This is a genomic window from Thermaerobacter sp. PB12/4term, from assembly GCF_003403315.2.
Classification (GTDB): Bacteria; Bacillota; Sulfobacillia; order Thermaerobacterales; family Thermaerobacteraceae; genus Thermaerobacter.
The window spans coordinates 1758830-1774594 of record NZ_CP048407.1; the positions used below are offsets into that span (position 1 = coordinate 1758830).

14 protein-coding genes are annotated in these 15765 nt (G+C 70.5%); 13 read left to right on the forward strand and 1 reads right to left on the reverse strand.

Going from position 1 to position 15765, the window contains the following annotated elements; all coding sequences use genetic code 11:
• Positions 1-16 precede the first annotated feature (16 nt).
• On the reverse strand, positions 17-889 hold the full coding sequence (gene fdhD / locus DYI95_RS07315) for a formate dehydrogenase accessory sulfurtransferase FdhD (protein ID WP_116900428.1): 873 nt from the start codon (positions 887-889) through the stop codon (positions 17-19).
• 387 nt (positions 890-1276) lie between these two features.
• Between fdhD and DYI95_RS07320 the strand changes: the two genes are divergently transcribed.
• The 13 genes from DYI95_RS07320 to DYI95_RS07380 all read left to right on the forward strand — a co-directional run bounded on the left by DYI95_RS07320 (position 1277) and on the right by DYI95_RS07380 (position 15707).
• Positions 1277-1993, forward strand: a complete 717-nt coding sequence (locus DYI95_RS07320; RefSeq protein ID WP_116900427.1) for a molybdenum cofactor guanylyltransferase — start codon at positions 1277-1279, stop codon at positions 1991-1993.
• A gap of 528 nt (positions 1994-2521) precedes the next feature.
• Entirely contained in the window at positions 2522-2869 is a 348-nt protein-coding gene (locus DYI95_RS07325; RefSeq protein WP_116900426.1) for a hypothetical protein, read from the forward strand.
• 507 nt (positions 2870-3376) lie between these two features.
• Positions 3377-4702 carry a phenylacetate--CoA ligase family protein gene (locus tag DYI95_RS07330; RefSeq protein ID WP_116900425.1) on the forward strand — a complete coding sequence of 442 codons (1326 nt, stop codon included), beginning with the start codon at positions 3377-3379 and terminating at the stop codon, positions 4700-4702.
• A 68-nt stretch (positions 4703-4770) separates the two neighbouring features.
• Positions 4771-5190, forward strand: a complete 420-nt coding sequence (locus tag DYI95_RS07335) for a hotdog fold thioesterase (RefSeq protein ID WP_116900575.1) — start codon at positions 4771-4773, stop codon at positions 5188-5190.
• Between the two features lie 26 nt (positions 5191-5216).
• Positions 5217-6200, forward strand: a complete 984-nt coding sequence (locus tag DYI95_RS07340; RefSeq protein WP_116900424.1) for an NAD(P)H-quinone oxidoreductase — start codon at positions 5217-5219, stop codon at positions 6198-6200.
• A gap of 250 nt (positions 6201-6450) precedes the next feature.
• Positions 6451-7293: an IclR family transcriptional regulator gene (locus DYI95_RS07345; RefSeq protein ID WP_116900423.1), complete on the forward strand. Its 843-nt coding sequence runs from the start codon at positions 6451-6453 to the stop codon at positions 7291-7293.
• An 85-nt stretch (positions 7294-7378) separates the two neighbouring features.
• Positions 7379-9022, forward strand: a complete 1644-nt coding sequence (locus DYI95_RS07350) for an ABC transporter substrate-binding protein (RefSeq protein WP_116900422.1) — start codon at positions 7379-7381, stop codon at positions 9020-9022.
• A gap of 149 nt (positions 9023-9171) precedes the next feature.
• On the forward strand, positions 9172-10128 hold the full coding sequence (locus tag DYI95_RS07355; protein WP_116900421.1) for an ABC transporter permease: 957 nt from the start codon (positions 9172-9174) through the stop codon (positions 10126-10128).
• Positions 10128-11054, forward strand: a complete 927-nt coding sequence (locus DYI95_RS07360; protein ID WP_116900420.1) for an ABC transporter permease — start codon at positions 10128-10130, stop codon at positions 11052-11054. Before DYI95_RS07355 ends, DYI95_RS07360 begins: the two co-directional genes overlap by 1 nt.
• Before the next feature lie 116 nt (positions 11055-11170).
• Complete coding sequence (locus DYI95_RS07365) at positions 11171-11698, forward strand: chromate transporter (RefSeq protein ID WP_006903652.1); 528 nt, start codon at positions 11171-11173, stop codon at positions 11696-11698.
• Between the two features lie 57 nt (positions 11699-11755).
• Entirely contained in the window at positions 11756-13489 is a 1734-nt protein-coding gene (locus tag DYI95_RS07370) for a gamma-glutamyltransferase family protein (protein ID WP_116900419.1), read from the forward strand.
• 35 nt (positions 13490-13524) lie between these two features.
• Positions 13525-14667, forward strand: a complete 1143-nt coding sequence (locus DYI95_RS07375; protein ID WP_116900418.1) for an ABC transporter ATP-binding protein — start codon at positions 13525-13527, stop codon at positions 14665-14667.
• The gene (locus DYI95_RS07380) at positions 14664-15707 is read left to right on the forward strand and encodes an ABC transporter ATP-binding protein (RefSeq protein WP_371731859.1); all 1044 of its coding nucleotides are present in this window, start codon (positions 14664-14666) and stop codon (positions 15705-15707) included. Before DYI95_RS07375 ends, DYI95_RS07380 begins: the two co-directional genes overlap by 4 nt.
• Positions 15708-15765: the final 58 nt, after the last annotated feature.

A 15765-nucleotide genomic window follows, 5' to 3' on the forward strand; every position in this document is an offset into this window, starting at 1 on the left:
CGGTTCCGCCCCCGGCCTAGCCCGGGGTGGCGGCGGGATGGCCCACCCGGGCAGCGCCTGTGTAGACGTTGAACCGGTCGCCCCGGGCAAAGCCGATCAGGGTCAGGCCGAACTCGCGGGCCGCGTCGCAGGCCAGGCTGGACGGGGCGGAGACGGCCACCACCACCGGGATGCCGGCCACCACCGCCTTCTGGACGATCTCAAAGCTGGCCCGGCCGCTGACCATGAGGATGGTGTCTGCCAGGGGCGTCCGCCCCTGCAGGAAGAAGTGGCCGATGAGCTTGTCGGTGGCGTTGTGGCGGCCGACGTCTTCCCGCAGGGCCAGGAGCCGCCCGTCCAGGTCGAAGAGGGCTGCCGCGTGCAGTCCGCCCGTGCGATCGAACAGCGCCTGCTGCCGGCGCAGGGTCTCGCCCAGGGTGGCCAGGACCTCTGGCCGGACCATGGCGGCCCGGGGCTGCGGCAGGACGCAGGCCCCCCGGCTGTGGATGGCCTCCAGCGATGCCTTGCCGCAGACGCCGCAACTGGAGGTGGTGTAGAAGTTCCGTTGCAGGGTCCGTGGTTCGACGGTCACACCCGGCCGCAACCAGACGTTGACGATATTGTACTGCTGGTCGCCGTCCACGCCGGGATCGGTGCAATAGGTGATGGCTGCGATCTGGTGGGGGTCGTCCAGGAGTCCTTCGGTGAAGAGGAACCCGCCCGCCAGCTCGAAATCGTGCCCCGGCGTCCGCATGGTCACGGCCACCCGCACCGGTTCGTCCTGGCCGGCCGGGCGCAAGCGGATCTCCAGGGGCTCTTCCGTCACCAGCACGTCGTCGGCCCACCGGCAGCGGCCCTGCTGCCACCGCTGCACCCGCCGGCGGACCGTGCTGGCCCGCACCGCCTCCACCGCCGTTCCCCTCCCCCACAGGTGCACGCGGTGTTGCCAGGCATCATTCGACCAGGCCCTGGCACCTCAAGCCGGGCCGGGGCCGTGGGCCGCCCCCGCTCGGAAAGCGCCGCCCCGCGGTGGGAGCCGCTGGCCCGTGGTTTGAGCGGCCGCCCCGCTACGTTAGACTTGATTCTACCAGAAGGACCCAGGGGCGCAAGGTCCTGGCCCCGGGGGTGCCGGACGTCGAAGCCCGGCCGAAGGGTCGGGGGTCCGGCGGGCGGAGGATTGTCAGGGGATCAGGGGTTCGGGAGTCCGGGGGTCAGGGGTAGGGCGGTCCCGGTACCTGGTATGCCCAGGGAAACGGGCCCGAAGAGGAGCGGAACCGGACCAGGGGGAGAGAACTGGATGAACCGGCTCCACCCGCCGCATCCCGGCAGCCAGGAGGATAGGCCGCTGCCCACTGCCGGCGTCAAGGAGACGGGGCCGCTGCCCGCCGCCGGCGTCATCCTGGCCGGGGGCCTCAGCCGGCGCATGGGCCGGGACAAGGCCCTGCTCCCTACGCCGGACGGCCCCCTGATCCTCCGCATCGCAGGCATCCTGGCCTCGTTCTGCGCCCAGGTGCTGGTGGTCGACCGGCCCCCCGGCCGTTACGGTGGTCTGGGCCTGCCGCTGGTCCTGGACCGTTACTCGGGCCTGGGGCCCCTGGCCGGCCTCCACGCGGGCCTGGAGGCCATGGCCTACCCCTACGGCCTGTTCGTCGCCTGCGACATGCCCGGCCTGACCCCTGCCGTGGGTCGCTTCCTACTAGGTGAGGCGCTGGCGGCCGCTGCCGCCGGCGGCGCGCCCGACGCGGTGGTCCCCCTGCGGGATGGGCGCCCCGAACCGCTCCTGGCCGTCTACTCCCGGCGCCTGGCGCCGCGGGTCCGGCGCCGGCTGGAGCAAGGGGGCGGTCCCCTGCGGTCCCTGCTGAACGAACCCGACCTTCGGGTGCTCTGGGTGGCCGAAAACCGCCTGCGCCAGATCGATGCGGCCCTTTCCGCCCTGACGAACCTGAACACCCCGGACGACTGGGCCGCCTGGACCCGCCGGATGTCCCCTCCCGCCGGCTCGTCTACCCTGTGAGGGCCTAGTAGGGCCGTGGCGCCGCTACCAGGACCTGGGACATATTGGGAGGAGTGGGGCGGTTGCCGCAGATCCAACGAGTTGGTCGCTTGTTGCTGCAGTGATTGTGATGCAGCCCAAAGATGAGGTTCGGCGCCGGAACTTCCTGCTGGTTCAAATCTCGTCATATATCGACGGCCACATATTCTGCTGCCTCCTTGCCAGCCGACACCACCGTCGGAAAGACGCGCGTTCCATCCCGTAGAGCTCCGGTCCCGCGCTGGCCGGTATGACCTGCTCGGGCTTCGACCCGTACGGTTCCACAAGCTCCAAATCATAGTAGACAGCTTCCTTAGGTCATGTAGGAACGCCACAGCAGGTGGCGAAGGGGATTAGGGTAATCGGGGTCAGCCTCATGGCGCTAATGGAGACTGACAAGAAGGCAGCCGATAACCTGTGAACGGAAGGCGTGATGCCCTTGCAAACGATACAGTGAAGATGCATCGACGTAATCCCTTGCTGTACGGTCGCGCGCTAAGGAAGGGATGAATGGTGAAGAAGATGGTGGCCACGGTGATGATCGGAGCGGTCCTGGTCGGTATGGCCGGATGCACATGGGGCCGATTCGAATCATCGGTGTCGGAACAGCCTTCGGAGCAGGTTGCCGGTGGGAGCCACTCCGAAGAGTCCGAGGCGGTGGACGCCAAACCGCTGGAGCTTCCTATGTATGACGTTATCGACCAGGAAGAGATGAAGGTTCCCACCGCGAAGCTGGGCGAGGAGCTTCAGGTCGGGCCGGTGACAGTGATAGCACGGCTGCAATGGGCGACCAATTTCCCAATCGATGAAGACAAGCTTGCCCTATTCCAGATTCGTGTTCGCGTTGAGAATCTATGATGGGAAATGATCCCCCGATGCCGTGGATGTCGTTGAAACCAGGAAGTGCGGGGGGCCTCCTCCAGGAACGCGGGGAATTCCGAGCTGGGCACAACCTGATCCGCCAGTCCCGGGTGGTGCGTAGCGGGTCACCCATTCCATCCCGATGCGACTTCATGTGTGCAACGTCTCACCGGATGAGCCCGTTCCCACCATCCATCATCAAGTCAAGCTGTCTCTCCTCCCCTCCGCGCGAGCACGCGAACCGCCCGGCGCACCCCTATGGGCGGAAGGATGAGGGGAGTACAGGCAAAAACGTCGGGCCGAGCCCAGACATTAAGCACCCCCAGGCCGGGCTGCACCCCCCCGGTAGTCCACCCCACCAGTGCCCCGCCCTCGCCCCACGACGCCCGCCCGTCCCGCCCCGCCCCGGGCAGGGGCTACCGCCCCGGGCGTTGAAGTCCCCGCCGGGGATCGCCGCCCTCCGGCCTGGGGACGGCGGGCGGCAGCGTCACGGGAGGGATCGGCATGATCTGGGACCGGGATGGGGAGACCGCGTCCCGGGAGGCGTTGCGGCGCCTGCAGCTGGAGCGGCTCCGGGCCACGGTGGAGCGGGCGTACCAGCGGGTGGAGCTGGTACGCCGGCGCATGGACGAGCGGGGCCTCACGCCGGCCGACATCCGCCACCTGGAAGACCTGCCCCACCTGCCCTTCATGACCAAGCAGGACCTGCGGGACCACTACCCCTTCGGCCTCTTCGCCGAGCCCCTGGACCGGGTCGCCCGGATCCACGCCTCCTCGGGAACCCGGGGTAAGCCCACGGTGGTGGGCTACACCCGCCACGACCTGGAGGTCTGGGCCGAGTGCGTCGCCCGCTGCTTCTGCATGGCCGGCGGCGAGCCGGGCCACATCCTGCACAACGCCTACGGTTACGGCCTCTTCACCGGGGGCCTGGGCCTGCACGCAGGTGCCGAGCGGGTGGGCGCCACCGTGGTTCCCGCTTCGGGAGGCAACACCGCCCGGCAGGTTCTTCTGATCCGGGACCTGCAGCCCCACGGCATCGCCTGCACCCCCTCCTACCTGCTCAACCTGGCCGATTACATGGACGAACACGGCCTGGACGCCCGGGCCACCAGCCTGCGTTACGGCATCCTGGGCGCCGAGCCCTGGTCCGAGTCGCTGCGCCAGGCCCTGGAAGAGCGCCTGGGCATCGACGCCGTGGACATCTACGGGCTCAGCGAGGTGATCGGGCCAGGGGTCGCCTGCGAGTGCCGGGAGGCGAAGGACGGCCTGCACATCAACGAGGACCACTTTCTCCCCGAGGTGGTCGACCCCAGCACCGGCGAGCCCCTTCCCCCCGGCGAGTACGGGGAGCTGGTCTTCACCTCGCTGACCAAGGAAGCCTTCCCGGTGATCCGCTACCGCACGGGCGACATCGCCGCCCTCTACCCGGAACCCTGCCGTTGCGGCCGTACCCTGGTGCGCATGAGCCGCGTCAAGGGCCGGGTTGACGATATGCTGGTCGTGCGGGGGGTAAACGTCTTCCCGTCGGAGGTGGAGTACCAGCTCCTCCGGATTCCCGAGCTGGCCCCCCATTACCAGCTGGTCGTCGACCGGGGCCGCGCCCTGGACCGGATCGAGGTGTGGGTCGAACCGGCGCCCGCCGTCACGGCCGCCTGGGGCGGGTTCGACCCCGAGGCCGAGGCGGCCCGGCGGTTGCAGGAGCAGGTGGAAGACGTGCTGGGCGGAGCCCTGGGCCTGCAGGTGGCGGTCCGGCTGGTGGCGCCGGGGTCGGTTCCCCGCAGTGAAGGGAAGGCCGTCCGGGTGGTCGACCGCCGCCAGGTGAGCCGGTGAAGTCCGGACCCGCCGGGCCGGCCACGCCGCGGGGCCGGTCCCCCCGGCCGGGTCCGGGTGGGGCCCAGGTGCCCGCCGGGCTCTGGGACCGGATCGCCGACGATCCCTTCTGCCGGCGGCTGGGCATCCGGCTGGATGACTTGCGGCCGGGATACGCCCGGCTGTCCATGACCCTGGGGCCCGACATGGTGAACTTCCATGGGGTGGGCCACGGCGGCGCCGTCTTCGCCCTGGCCGACGCCGCCCATGCGGCGGCGTCCAACAGCCACGGCATTCCCGCCGTGGCCCTCCATGTGGCCCTTCACTACGTGGCGCCGGCCCGGCCGGGCGATCGCCTGGTGGCCGAGGCGTGGGAGGAGGACTGCGGCCGGCGGACGGCCCTTTACCGGCTGGAGGTTCGCCGGGCGCCGGACGGGCGACTGGTGGCGGCCGGACAGGGCCGGGTCTTCCGGCAAGGCGAGGAGGGCGATGCGGCCCGCCCGCAGTAGGAGAGGCAGCGTGGGGAGGTTCGGCAATGAAAGCCATCCTGGTGCGACAACCGGGCGGGGTGGAAAACCTGGTGATGGGAGAAGTGCCCGACCCCGAGCCCGGACCCGGCGAGCTGCTGGTGCGAGTGCGGGCGACGGCCCTGAACCGGGCCGACATCCTGCAGCGGAGGGGTCTGTACCCGCCACCCCCCGGGGCCAGCCCCCTTTTGGGCCTGGAGGCCGCCGGGGAGGTGGTGGCGCTGGGCACGGGTTCCGAGGGATGGCACCCCGGAGACGGGGTGTTCGCCCTGCTCCCGGGGGGCGGCTACGCCCAGTACGTCACCATTCCGGCTGCCATGGCCCTGCCCATCCCGCCCAACCTCAGCTTTGAAGAGGCGGCTGCCATTCCGGAGGCCTTCCTCACCGCTTACCAGTGCCTGTTCTGGATCGGCGGCTTGCAGGCGGGTGAATGGGTCCTCATTCATGCCGGTGCCAGCGGCGTGGGCACGGCCGCCATCCAGCTGGCCCGGGATGCGGGCGCCCGGGTGGCGGTGACGGCCGGCACCGAGCCGAAGCTGGAGGTCTGCCGGCAGCTGGGCGCCGAGGTCGCAGTGAACTACAAGCTCGGGCCCTTCGCGCCCGCCATACGCGAAGCGACGGGCCGGGCCGGGGTCCAGCTGATCCTGGACTTCGTCGGCGCACCCTACTGGGAGCAGAACCTGGACTGCCTGGGCATGGACGGGCGGCTGGTGCTCATCGCCACCATGGGCGGCGGGGTGATCGACCGCTTCGACCTGCGCCGGTTGATGGGCAAGCGCCTGCAGGTCACCGGCACCACGCTGCGCTCCCGCAGCCCGGAATACAAGGTGCAGCTGACCCGGGAGTTCGCCGGGCGGTACCTGCCCAAGCTGGCGTCCGGGGCGATCCGGCCGGTGATCGACCGAATCTTCCCCTGGGACCAGGTCCGCGAAGCCCACCGCTACATGGAGCGCAACCTCAACACGGGCAAGATCGTGCTGCGGGTCGAGTGAGGCACCGCCGGCAGGCGGCACGTCCCAAGGCGGGGTCCCCCGCACCCCTTTCCGCCGGGACCGTCCCGGCCCGGGCCGCGGCCCCGCGTTCTAGCGGTTCCCGCGCTGGGAACCGTCTTTTTTTGTCGAGAAACCGGGTGGACGAGCAGGAATCGCAGCGAAAGGCGCGAATAGGCGAATCCAATCTCCCGGGAGAGAAACATCGTTTCGTATTAGGAAACGAAAATCGCCACCGGGCGGTGGCGGGGAGGTGAGGGCCGCGCCACGCTCAACCATACAGTCGCTGGGGCGTGCCCTGCGCCTGCTGCAGCAGTTCTCCCCCTCGCACCCCGAGTGGAGCGTCGGGGAACTGGCGGCGGCCGCCGGGCTCCCCAAGGGCACGGTGTCGAAGATCCTGGCCACCTTTCAGGAGCATGGCTACCTGATCCAGGACCCGGTCACCCGCCGGTACCGGCTGGGCCCCGCCCTGCTGGTGGCCGGGCGGATGGCCGAGAACGGGCTCGACATCGCCCGGCTGGCCCTGCCCTTGCTGCGGCGGGTCACCGAAGCCAGCGGCGAAACGTCGATCCTGATGGTCCAGGCCGGATGGCGCAGCATCTGCCTGGCGAAGGTGGATAGCCCCCACCCCGTGCGAATGGCGGCGGAGGTAGGCCGGTTTGCGTCCCTGCACTCCGGGGCGTCCAACAAGCCCATCCTCGCCTATCTGCCCGAGGAGGCGATCGACGCCTACCTGCGCTCGCCCTACTTCGTGCGGCGGGGGCCCCGCACCATCACCGACCGGGAGCAGCTGCTGGCCAACCTGGCCGAGATTCGCCGGCGCGGCTATTCCGAGAGCGATTCCGAGGTGGAAGTAGACATCCAGGCTTTCGGAGCCGCCGTCTTCGATGCGTACGGGTGGGTGACCGGGGCCATCAGCATTGCCGGGCCCCGGCAGCGGCTGGCGCAGCGACCCGCGTCCGCCATGGTGGCCGCCGTTCAGGATGCCGCCCGGGAGCTGAGCCGCCTCCTGGGGTGGCAGGGAACCTGGCCGGCCCCCTGGCCACCGGCCCGGCCCGGGCAGCGGAGACGATCCTCGACCCCATCCTTGCCCTGACGTACCCAGCCCGGGCGGGCGGCGGCGCGGCAAACGCCGGCCGCCGTGAACCCCTAACGTCCTTGTCTGGAAAGGAGGCCCCTTCATGCCTCGGATAGCCCAGATGGTGAGATGGCTGGTGGGCCGTCGGATCCGGACCCTGCGCCAGGCGGCACGGGCCGGCGCGCACGCCCGCGCCCGGCAGCGGGTGCTGGCTCTCGCAGCGGCCGTACTGATACTGGCGGGATGCGGCGGCGGCGCCACCGGCGGTGGCGGCGAAGGCGCTTCCACGCCGCCGGCGCAGGGCGGCGCCGGCGGGCCGGTGACCATCACCATCGGCATCAACGCCGACCCGCCCAACCTGGACCCCGCCATGTCCAGCGCCCTGGTCGATCGTTACGTGCAGAACAGCATCTTCGACAAGCTGTACGATCTGGACGAAAACCTGCAGGTGGTGCCCGAACTGGCCGAGTCCCTGCCCGAGGTGTCGGAGGACGGCACGGTCTATACCATCAAGCTGCGCCAGGGCATCACCTTCCATGACGGCACGCCCTTCAACGCCGACGCCGTGGTGTTCAATCTGCAGCGGTACCTGAACCCGGATTCGGCCCGCTACAGCGAGCTGTCGGCCGTCGACCGGGTGGAAAAGGTGGACGACTACACCGTCCGCATCGTCCTGAAGCAGCCGTACAGCCCGCTGCTCTACACCCTGACAGACCGGGCCGGCATGATGGGCTCGCCCAAGGCCATCCAGGAGGCGGGCGACCAGTTCGGCCAGAACCCCGTGGGGACGGGCCCTTTCAAGTTTGAAAACCGGATCAAGGGCGACCAGATCGTCCTGGTCAAGAACCCGGACTACTGGCGGGAGGGCCTCCCCAAGGCCGACCGGATCGTGTGGAAGGTGGTCACCGACGACAACATCAAGGTGGTCAACCTGAAGGCCGGCCAGCTGGACATCATCGACACCGTCCCGGCCCAGTCCATCGCCGACCTCCGGTCGGTCCCCAACCTCAAGGTGGAGATCGGGCCCGGCCTGGGCTTCCAGGGCATCTACCTCAACACCGAGAAGGAGCCCTTCAACAACCCCTACCTGCGCCGCGCTGTGGACCTGGCCATCGACCGGTCCACCCTGGTGCAGGTGGTCTTCCAGGAGACGGCGGAACCCGGGTACGGTCCCTTCCCGCCGTCCAGTCCCGCCGCGGCCGCTTCCGGGGAACCGCCCCAGCGCGATCTGGACCAGGTCAAGGCCCTCCTGGCCCAGGGCGGCCACCCCGAGGGCTTCCAGTTCACCCTCAAGACGGCCACCGGCCCCGTGACCCAGCAGGTGGCCCAGGTCATCAAGGACATGCTGGCCGACGCGGGGATCCAGATGGAGATCCAGCAGGTCGAGTTCGGCAGCCTGCTGGACGACACCGATAACGGCAACTTCCAGGCTGCCGCCCTCGGCTGGAGCGGCCGCCCGGACCCTGACGGGAACATCTACCCGTGGCTGTACACCGGCGGCAGCCAGAACGACTCCCGCTACAGCAACCCCGGCGTCGACCGGTTGCTCGACGAGGCGCGGCGGGTCCTGGACATGAACCAGCGGGTGGAGCTGTACCGGCAGGTCATGAAACAGGTTCATCAGGACGCGCCGTACATCTACCTGTACTACCCGAAGAACGTCAAGGCTTACTCGGCCCAGATCCAGGGCTTCGTCAACTACCCCGACGGGATCATCCGCACGGAGAACCTGACCAAGGTGCGGTGACCGCGGCCCACGCCGACGCCGTCCCAACCGCCCGCGGCCCGGGCCCCGCAGGGCTGTCCCGGCTGCCCGGGCCATGGCGGTACTCCCAGCACCCGGAGTCGCCGGGGCGGGGCGACCTTCGCCCCGCCCCGGCGAGGGGAGGTGAACCTTTGCTTCAGTTTGTGGCTCGCCGGCTGCTGCTGAGCCTTCCCGTCCTCATCCTGGTCACCTTGCTGGTCTTCGTCCTGATCCATGTGGTGCCGGGCAACCCGGGCCGGGCCATCCTGGGTCCGGAAGCCTCGCCCGAAGCCGTCGCAGCCTTCAACCGTGCCCACGGCCTCGACCGGCCCCTACACGTCCAGTACCTCACCTGGCTGGCCGGGGTCCTGCGCGGGGATCTGGGCCGGTCCCTGGTCGACGGGACGCCCGTCACCACCCTGATCGCCCAGCGCCTTCCCGCCACGGTCGAACTGGCCGTGGGGGCCATGCTGGTGGCCACCCTGGTCGCCATACCGGCAGGGATCCTGGCCGCCACCCGCCAGGGTACGGCGGTGGACCACACGGGCACGGTGCTGGCGCTGGCCGGCCTGTCCATGCCCCAGTTCTGGCTCGGGCTGCTGCTGATCATCTTCTTCGCCGTGCGGATGAACTGGCTGCCGGCGTCCGGTTACGTGCCCATCACCGTGGATCCGGTGCAAAACCTGAAGACCATGCTCCTCCCCATCGTGGTCACCGGCCTGCGGGAGTCGGCGGTCCTCATGCGCATGATGCGCTCAAGCCTGCTCGAGGTCCTGCGGCTCGATTTCGTCCGCACCGCCCGGGCCAAGGGATTGGGCGGCTGGGGCGTGATCGTCCGCCATGCCGCCCGCAACGCGCTGGTCCCCGTGCTCACCGTCAGCGGACTGCAGCTGGCCGGGCTGCTGGGCGGGCTGGTGATCACCGAGCAGATCTTCGTGATCCCAGGCTTCGGCCGCCTGATCGTCGACAGCATCTACAGCCGCGACCTGATCACCCTCAAGGGAGCCGTCCTGGTGGCCGCCACGCTGGTGGTCCTGGTCAACCTGGTGGTCGACATCCTCTACGCATGGCTCGATCCGCGCATCAAGGTCACGGGAGGGAGCCGGTGATGAGCCTGCACCCCGAGCCCCTGCCGGTACCGGAACCCGGCGGTGCCTCCCCGGCGGCACCGGCGGCCCCCGCCAGCCGCCCGGTCGCCGGCTGGCGGCGGCTGCTGCGCCGGTTCGTCCGCCACCGCCTGGCCGCCCTGGGGGCCGTGGTCGTCGCCCTGCTGGTGGTGGTGGCCGTCCTGGCCCCGCTGCTGGCTCCTTACGACCCGGCTGAACCCGACTACGGGGCCATCCTCCAGCCGCCGTCGGCCCAGCACCCCCTGGGCACCGACGAGCTCGGCCGCGACATTCTGTCCAGGCTGATCTACGGCGCCCGGGTGTCGCTGCTGGCCGGGCTCATCTCCGTCGGGCTGGCCCTGGCCATCGGCCTGCCCATCGGCGTGGTGGCGGGCTACTTCCGCGGCTTCTGGGACGAGTGGTTCATCATGCGCCTGACGGATGCCTTGATGGCGTTCCCGTCCCTAGTCCTGGCGCTGGCCATCGCCGCCGTGCTGGGTCCGAGCTTCGGCAACGCCATGATCGCCATCGGCATCAGCCTCTCGCCCACCTTCATCCGGCTGGTCCGCGGGCAGGTGCTGGCCGTGCGGGAACTGGAATACGTGGAAGCGGGGAGGGCGGTGGGCGCCGGCCACCTGTGGCAGATCGGGCGCCACATCTTGCCGAACATCCTGAGCCCGGTACTGGTCCAGGCCACCTTGAGCCTGGCCGCCGCAGTGATCAGCGAGGCCAGCCTGAGCTACCTCGGCCTGGGTACCCAGCCGCCCGATCCCAGCTGGGGGTACGACCTGAGGACCGCCCAGGGGTACCTGCACGTGGCGCCGTGGATGGCGTACTGGCCCGGCCTGGCCATCTTCGTCACGGTGCTGGCGTTCAACCTGCTGGGCGACGGGCTGCGCGACCTGCTGGATCCGCGCCTCAGGTCCTGATCCGGTCCGGCCCGGTCCGGCGGCAAGGCCCGGACCACCGGAGGCACGCCGGGCGGTACACCCGCCCGGCCGCGCCGGGATGATAGCACGCAAGGATGGCACGAGGAGGGACCCCGGTGTCGTGGGAGCGATTATGGCAACTGGCCGTCGCCTTCGGGCAGAGCGGCCTTCTGGGATTCGGCGGCGGGCCGGGCGTGGTGCCGTTCATCAAGGAGCAGGTGGTCGATCGCTACCACTGGCTGGATGAAGCGGGCTTCGCCGAGACCCTGGCCCTGGGCAACGCCCTGCCGGGCCCCATCGCCACCAAGCTGGCCGCCTTCATCGGTTTCAAGGTCGCCGGGCTGCTGGGGCTTCTCGTGGCCGTCACGGCGGCGGTGGCCCCTACGGCCATCGCCATGATCGCCCTGGTAGGCGTCTTTCAGGCCTACCGCCACTCTCCTGCGGTGGCAGGAGCCCTCAATGCGGTCAAGCCGGTGGCGGTGGCCCTGATGTTGCAGGTGGCATGGGACCTGGGCACCCGCTCCTTCCCGGGTGTGGCCACATGGGTGGTCGGCGTCGCCAGCACCGTGCTGCTCTTCGCCGGCGTCAACCCGGCCCTGGTGGTGGCCCTGGCCCTGGTCGCCGGGGCCGTGTTCCGGATCTAGCGGCGCCTGCGCCGCAAAAGCCTTCCATAAACAACAGGCTTGGTGAGGTGAGCTCCCGTGATCGATCCCGCCCTCACGTCGGATCCCGGCCGGCCCGTGTGGGCGACCCGCGGCATGGTGGCGTCCGGCCAGCCCCTGGCCACCGCCGCCGGGCTGGAGATGCTGCTGCGGGGCGGCAACGCCGTGGACGCCGCCCTGGCCATGGCCGCCGTCACCAGCGTGACCATGCCCGAGATGTGCGGCCTGGGCGGTGACGCCTTTGCCCTGGTGTACGACGCCCGCACCCGCACCGTGACGGCCTTCAACGGGAGCGGCCCGGCCCCCCTGGCCGCCAGCGTGGAACGGTACCGGGCCGCCGGCTACACCGAGATGCCCTTCGAAGGCTGGTGGTCGGTGGCCGTTCCCGGTGCGGTGGGCGTCTACCTGGAGATGCACGCCCGGTACGGCTCGCTGCCCCTGGAAGAGGTCTGGGCGCCCGCCATCCGCTACGCCCGGGAAGGATTCCCCATCGACGCCCGGCTGGCCGCCAACATCGCCGCCGGGGCGGACAAGCTGGCGCAGGATCCCGCCGCAGCCGCCGTGTTCCTCGCCGCCGGTTCCCGCCCCCGGCCGGGTACCATCCTGAAGAACCCCGACCTGGCCCGCAGCTTCGAGCAGGTGCTGGCCGAAGGGGCCGAGGGCTTCTACAAGGGAACCCTGGCCCGCCGCATCGGCGAAGCGTCCCGCGCCGCCGGCGGCCTGCTGACCGCGGAGGACATGGCGGCCTTCGAGGTGGAGGTCTACCGGCCCCTGGTCACCACCTACCGGGGATACCGGGTCTTCGAAACGGCACCGCCGTCCCAGGGCCTGATCCTCCTGGAAATGCTGAACCTGGCGGAAGGCTTCGACCTGTCCGGCGGGTCGCCCACCGATCCCGACGTGGTGCACCTGCTGGTCGAGATCAAGAAGCTGGCCTTTGCGGACCGCAACGCCTACCTGGGCGACCCCCGCTTCGTGAAGGCGCCGGTGGAGAAGCTGATCAGCAAGGCCTACGCAGCCCGGCGCCGCCAGGATCTCGACCTCCGGCGGGCCAACAACGCCCCCTCGGGGGGCGACCTGGACGGGGACACCACGTCCTTCGTCGCCGTCGACGGGGAGGGGAACGCCGTCTCCTTCATCCACAGCATCTCCGCCCTCTGGGGTGCGGGCGTGATGGTGCCGGGCACCGGCTTTCTGATGAACAACCGGGCCGGGCGCGGCTTCGTCCTCAGCGAGGAACACCCCAACGGCCTCGCACCCGGCAAGCGGACCATGCACACCCTGAACACCTATCTGGTGACCCGGCCGCAATCCCCCGATCCGGAAGGCCCGGAGGGCGGTCACCCGCAGCCCGCCGCCGCCCCGGAGCAGGGTGCCGGCAGCTCCCGGCAGGATGCAGGGCGGCCTGCCGGCGACGGCGAGCTGGTCCTGGTGGGCAACACCCCCGGCGGGGACGGCCAGCCCCAGTGGAACCTCCAGGTGCTGGTCAACGTGCTGGACTTCGGGCTCAACGCCTACCAGGCGGTGGCGGCGCCCCGCTGGACCAGCTTCCCCGGGACCGATCCCATCAACCTCAAGGCGCCCCTTGAGCTGCGCCTTGAGTCCCGCTTCCCGGCCGAGACGGCCGCGGAGCTGCTGCAGCGCGGCCACGTCCTGCGCGGGATTGGCCCCTGGGCGGCCGGCGGCTCGGCCATGCTAATCCGGGTGCTGGAAGGCGGCGTCTACGAGGGCGCTGCGGACCCGCGGGACGGCGGGGTGGCCCTGGGCTTCTGACGGAACCAACCTGCACCGGAAGGAGGTGCGGCGGCATGAGGATGCAGGCGGGCCAGACCCCGCCGCCGGGCAGTGCGCCACCGGACCGGCCGGGCCGGGACACACCGGCCTCCGGAGGCGAGGACCGGCGCCGCGGGGATGCCGGCCGGGAGATAGCGGTGGAACGGCGGGCCGGTTCCACCGCCCCGGTGCTGGCGGTCGAAGATCTCTGGGTCCGCTTCCGGACCGAGGACGGCCCCTTTGATGCGGTGCGCGGCGTGACCTTCCATGTCAACCCCGGGGAAACGGTGGCCCTGGTGGGTGAGAGCGGGTGCGGCAAGAGCGTGACGGCCCTGTCCATCATGCGGCTCCTGCCCGAGCCGCAAGCGCAGATCCGGCGCGGCCGGATCCTCTTCGGCGGCCAGGACCTGGCCCGGGCCACCGAGCGGGCCATGCGCCAGATCCGGGGCAATCGCATCGCCATGATCTTCCAGGAGCCCATGACCAGCCTCAACCCCGTGTATACCTGCGGGGAGCAGGTGGCGGAGGCCATCCGCACCCACCGGCGCTGCAGCCGGAAGGAAGCCCGGGAACTGGCCCTGGAAGCGTTTCGTCAGGTGGGGATCACCGATCCCGAGCGGCGCCTGGACCAGTTCCCCCATGAGCTCTCGGGCGGGCTGCGGCAGCGGGTGATGATCGCCATGGCCATCGCGTGCCGGCCGCAGCTCATTATCGCCGACGAGCCCACCACGGCCCTCGATGTGACCATCCAGGCCCAGATCCTGGACCTGCTCCGGGACCTGCAGGCCCGGCTGGGGACCAGCATCCTGTTCATCACCCACGACCTGGGCGTGGTGGCCGAGATGGCCGACCGGGTGGTGGTGATGTACGCCGGCGAAGTGGTCGAGCAAGGTCCCGTGCAGGCCATCTTTCGCCGCCCGGGGCACCCCTACACCGCCGGTCTTTTCCGCTCCATCCCCCGGCGGGATACGCCGCGGAAGGCCCCCCTGCCGGCCATCGAAGGGGTGGTGCCCCACCCGTCCCGGAGGCCTCCGGGCTGCCCCTTCGCGCCGCGCTGCCCTGAAGCCCGCGGCGTGTGCCGGGAGCAACCGGCGCCCTGGGTGGAGCTGGGCGACGGCCACGGCGCGCGGTGCTGGGTTCATGTCCAGGAGGAGGCTCGGGAGGTGACGGCCCGGTGAACGCAGTGCTGGCCAGCGCGCCCCAGGAACAACGCTTGCAAGGCTTTGCTGACGGGGAACCGCTCCTCGAGGTGCGCGACCTGAAAAAGTACTACCCCATCCGGCGGGGGCTCTTCGGACGGGTCGAGGGCTTCATCCGGGCGGTGGACGGCGTCTCCTTCACCCTCCGCCAGGGGGAGACCCTGGGACTGGTCGGCGAGAGCGGCTGCGGCAAGACCACCCTGGGCCGGACCATCCTGCGCCTGCAGGAACCGACGGCCGGGCAGATCATCTACCGCGGCCAGGACCTGACCCGCCTGCCACCGGCGTCCATGCGCCGCTTGCGCCGGGAAATGCAGATCATCTTCCAGGACCCCTTCGGCTCCCTGGACCCGCGGATGACGGCGGGCCAGATCGTGGCCGAGCCCCTGGTGGTCCACGGGGTCCCCCGGGCCGAGCGCCAGCGGCGGGTGGCCGAGCTCCTGGAGCGGGTGGGCCTGTCGCCGCAGGACGCCCGCAGGCTGCCCCACGAGTTCTCGGGCGGCCAGCGCCAGCGGCTGGGCATCGCCCGGGCCCTGGCCCTCAACCCGCGCCTGGTCGTGTGCGACGAGCCCGTCAGCGCCCTGGACGTGTCGATCCAGTCCCAGATCCTCAACCTGCTCATGGAACTGCAGCGGGAGCTGGGGCTGACCTATCTGTTCATCGCCCACGACCTCAACGTGGTGCGCCACGTCAGCGACCGGGTGGGCGTGATGTACCTGGGGCGCCTGGTGGAACTGGCCGGCGCCGACGAGCTGTATGCCTGGCCGGCCCATCCCTACACCCAGGCCCTGCTGTCGGCCATCCCCGAGCCCGATCCCGAGCGGCGGCGGGAGCGGATCGTCCTCCAGGGGGACGTCCCCAGCCCGGCCAGGCCCCCCAGCGGCTGCCGCTTCCACACCCGCTGCCCGCTGGCCCGGGAGCATTGCCGACTGGAAGAACCGGCCTGGCGGGCCGTCCGGCCCGGCCACTGGGTGGCCTGCCACTTTGCCGAGGAGGCTCTCGGCCGGACAGCCGGGTGAGCCCCCGCCCTACCGGGAAGCGCCGCCCTGCCACCGCCGTGAGCTTTCGCCCGCAGGG

What these genes read in the sequence shown, in the direction of transcription:
- DYI95_RS07350 (WP_116900422.1), top strand. Translation starts at nt 7,379, where the DNA reads ATGCCTCGGATAGCCCAGATGGTGAGATGGCTGGTGGGCCGTCGGATC.
- DYI95_RS07375 (WP_116900418.1), top strand. Translation starts at nt 13,525, where the DNA reads ATGAGGATGCAGGCGGGCCAGACCCCGCCGCCGGGCAGTGCGCCACCG.
- DYI95_RS07330 (WP_116900425.1), top strand. Translation starts at nt 3,377, where the DNA reads ATGATCTGGGACCGGGATGGGGAGACCGCGTCCCGGGAGGCGTTGCGG.
- DYI95_RS07340 (WP_116900424.1), top strand. Translation starts at nt 5,217, where the DNA reads ATGAAAGCCATCCTGGTGCGACAACCGGGCGGGGTGGAAAACCTGGTG.
- DYI95_RS07320 (WP_116900427.1), top strand. Translation starts at nt 1,277, where the DNA reads ATGAACCGGCTCCACCCGCCGCATCCCGGCAGCCAGGAGGATAGGCCG.
- DYI95_RS07325 (WP_116900426.1), top strand. Translation starts at nt 2,522, where the DNA reads ATGGTGAAGAAGATGGTGGCCACGGTGATGATCGGAGCGGTCCTGGTC.
- DYI95_RS07360 (WP_116900420.1), top strand. Translation starts at nt 10,128, where the DNA reads ATGAGCCTGCACCCCGAGCCCCTGCCGGTACCGGAACCCGGCGGTGCC.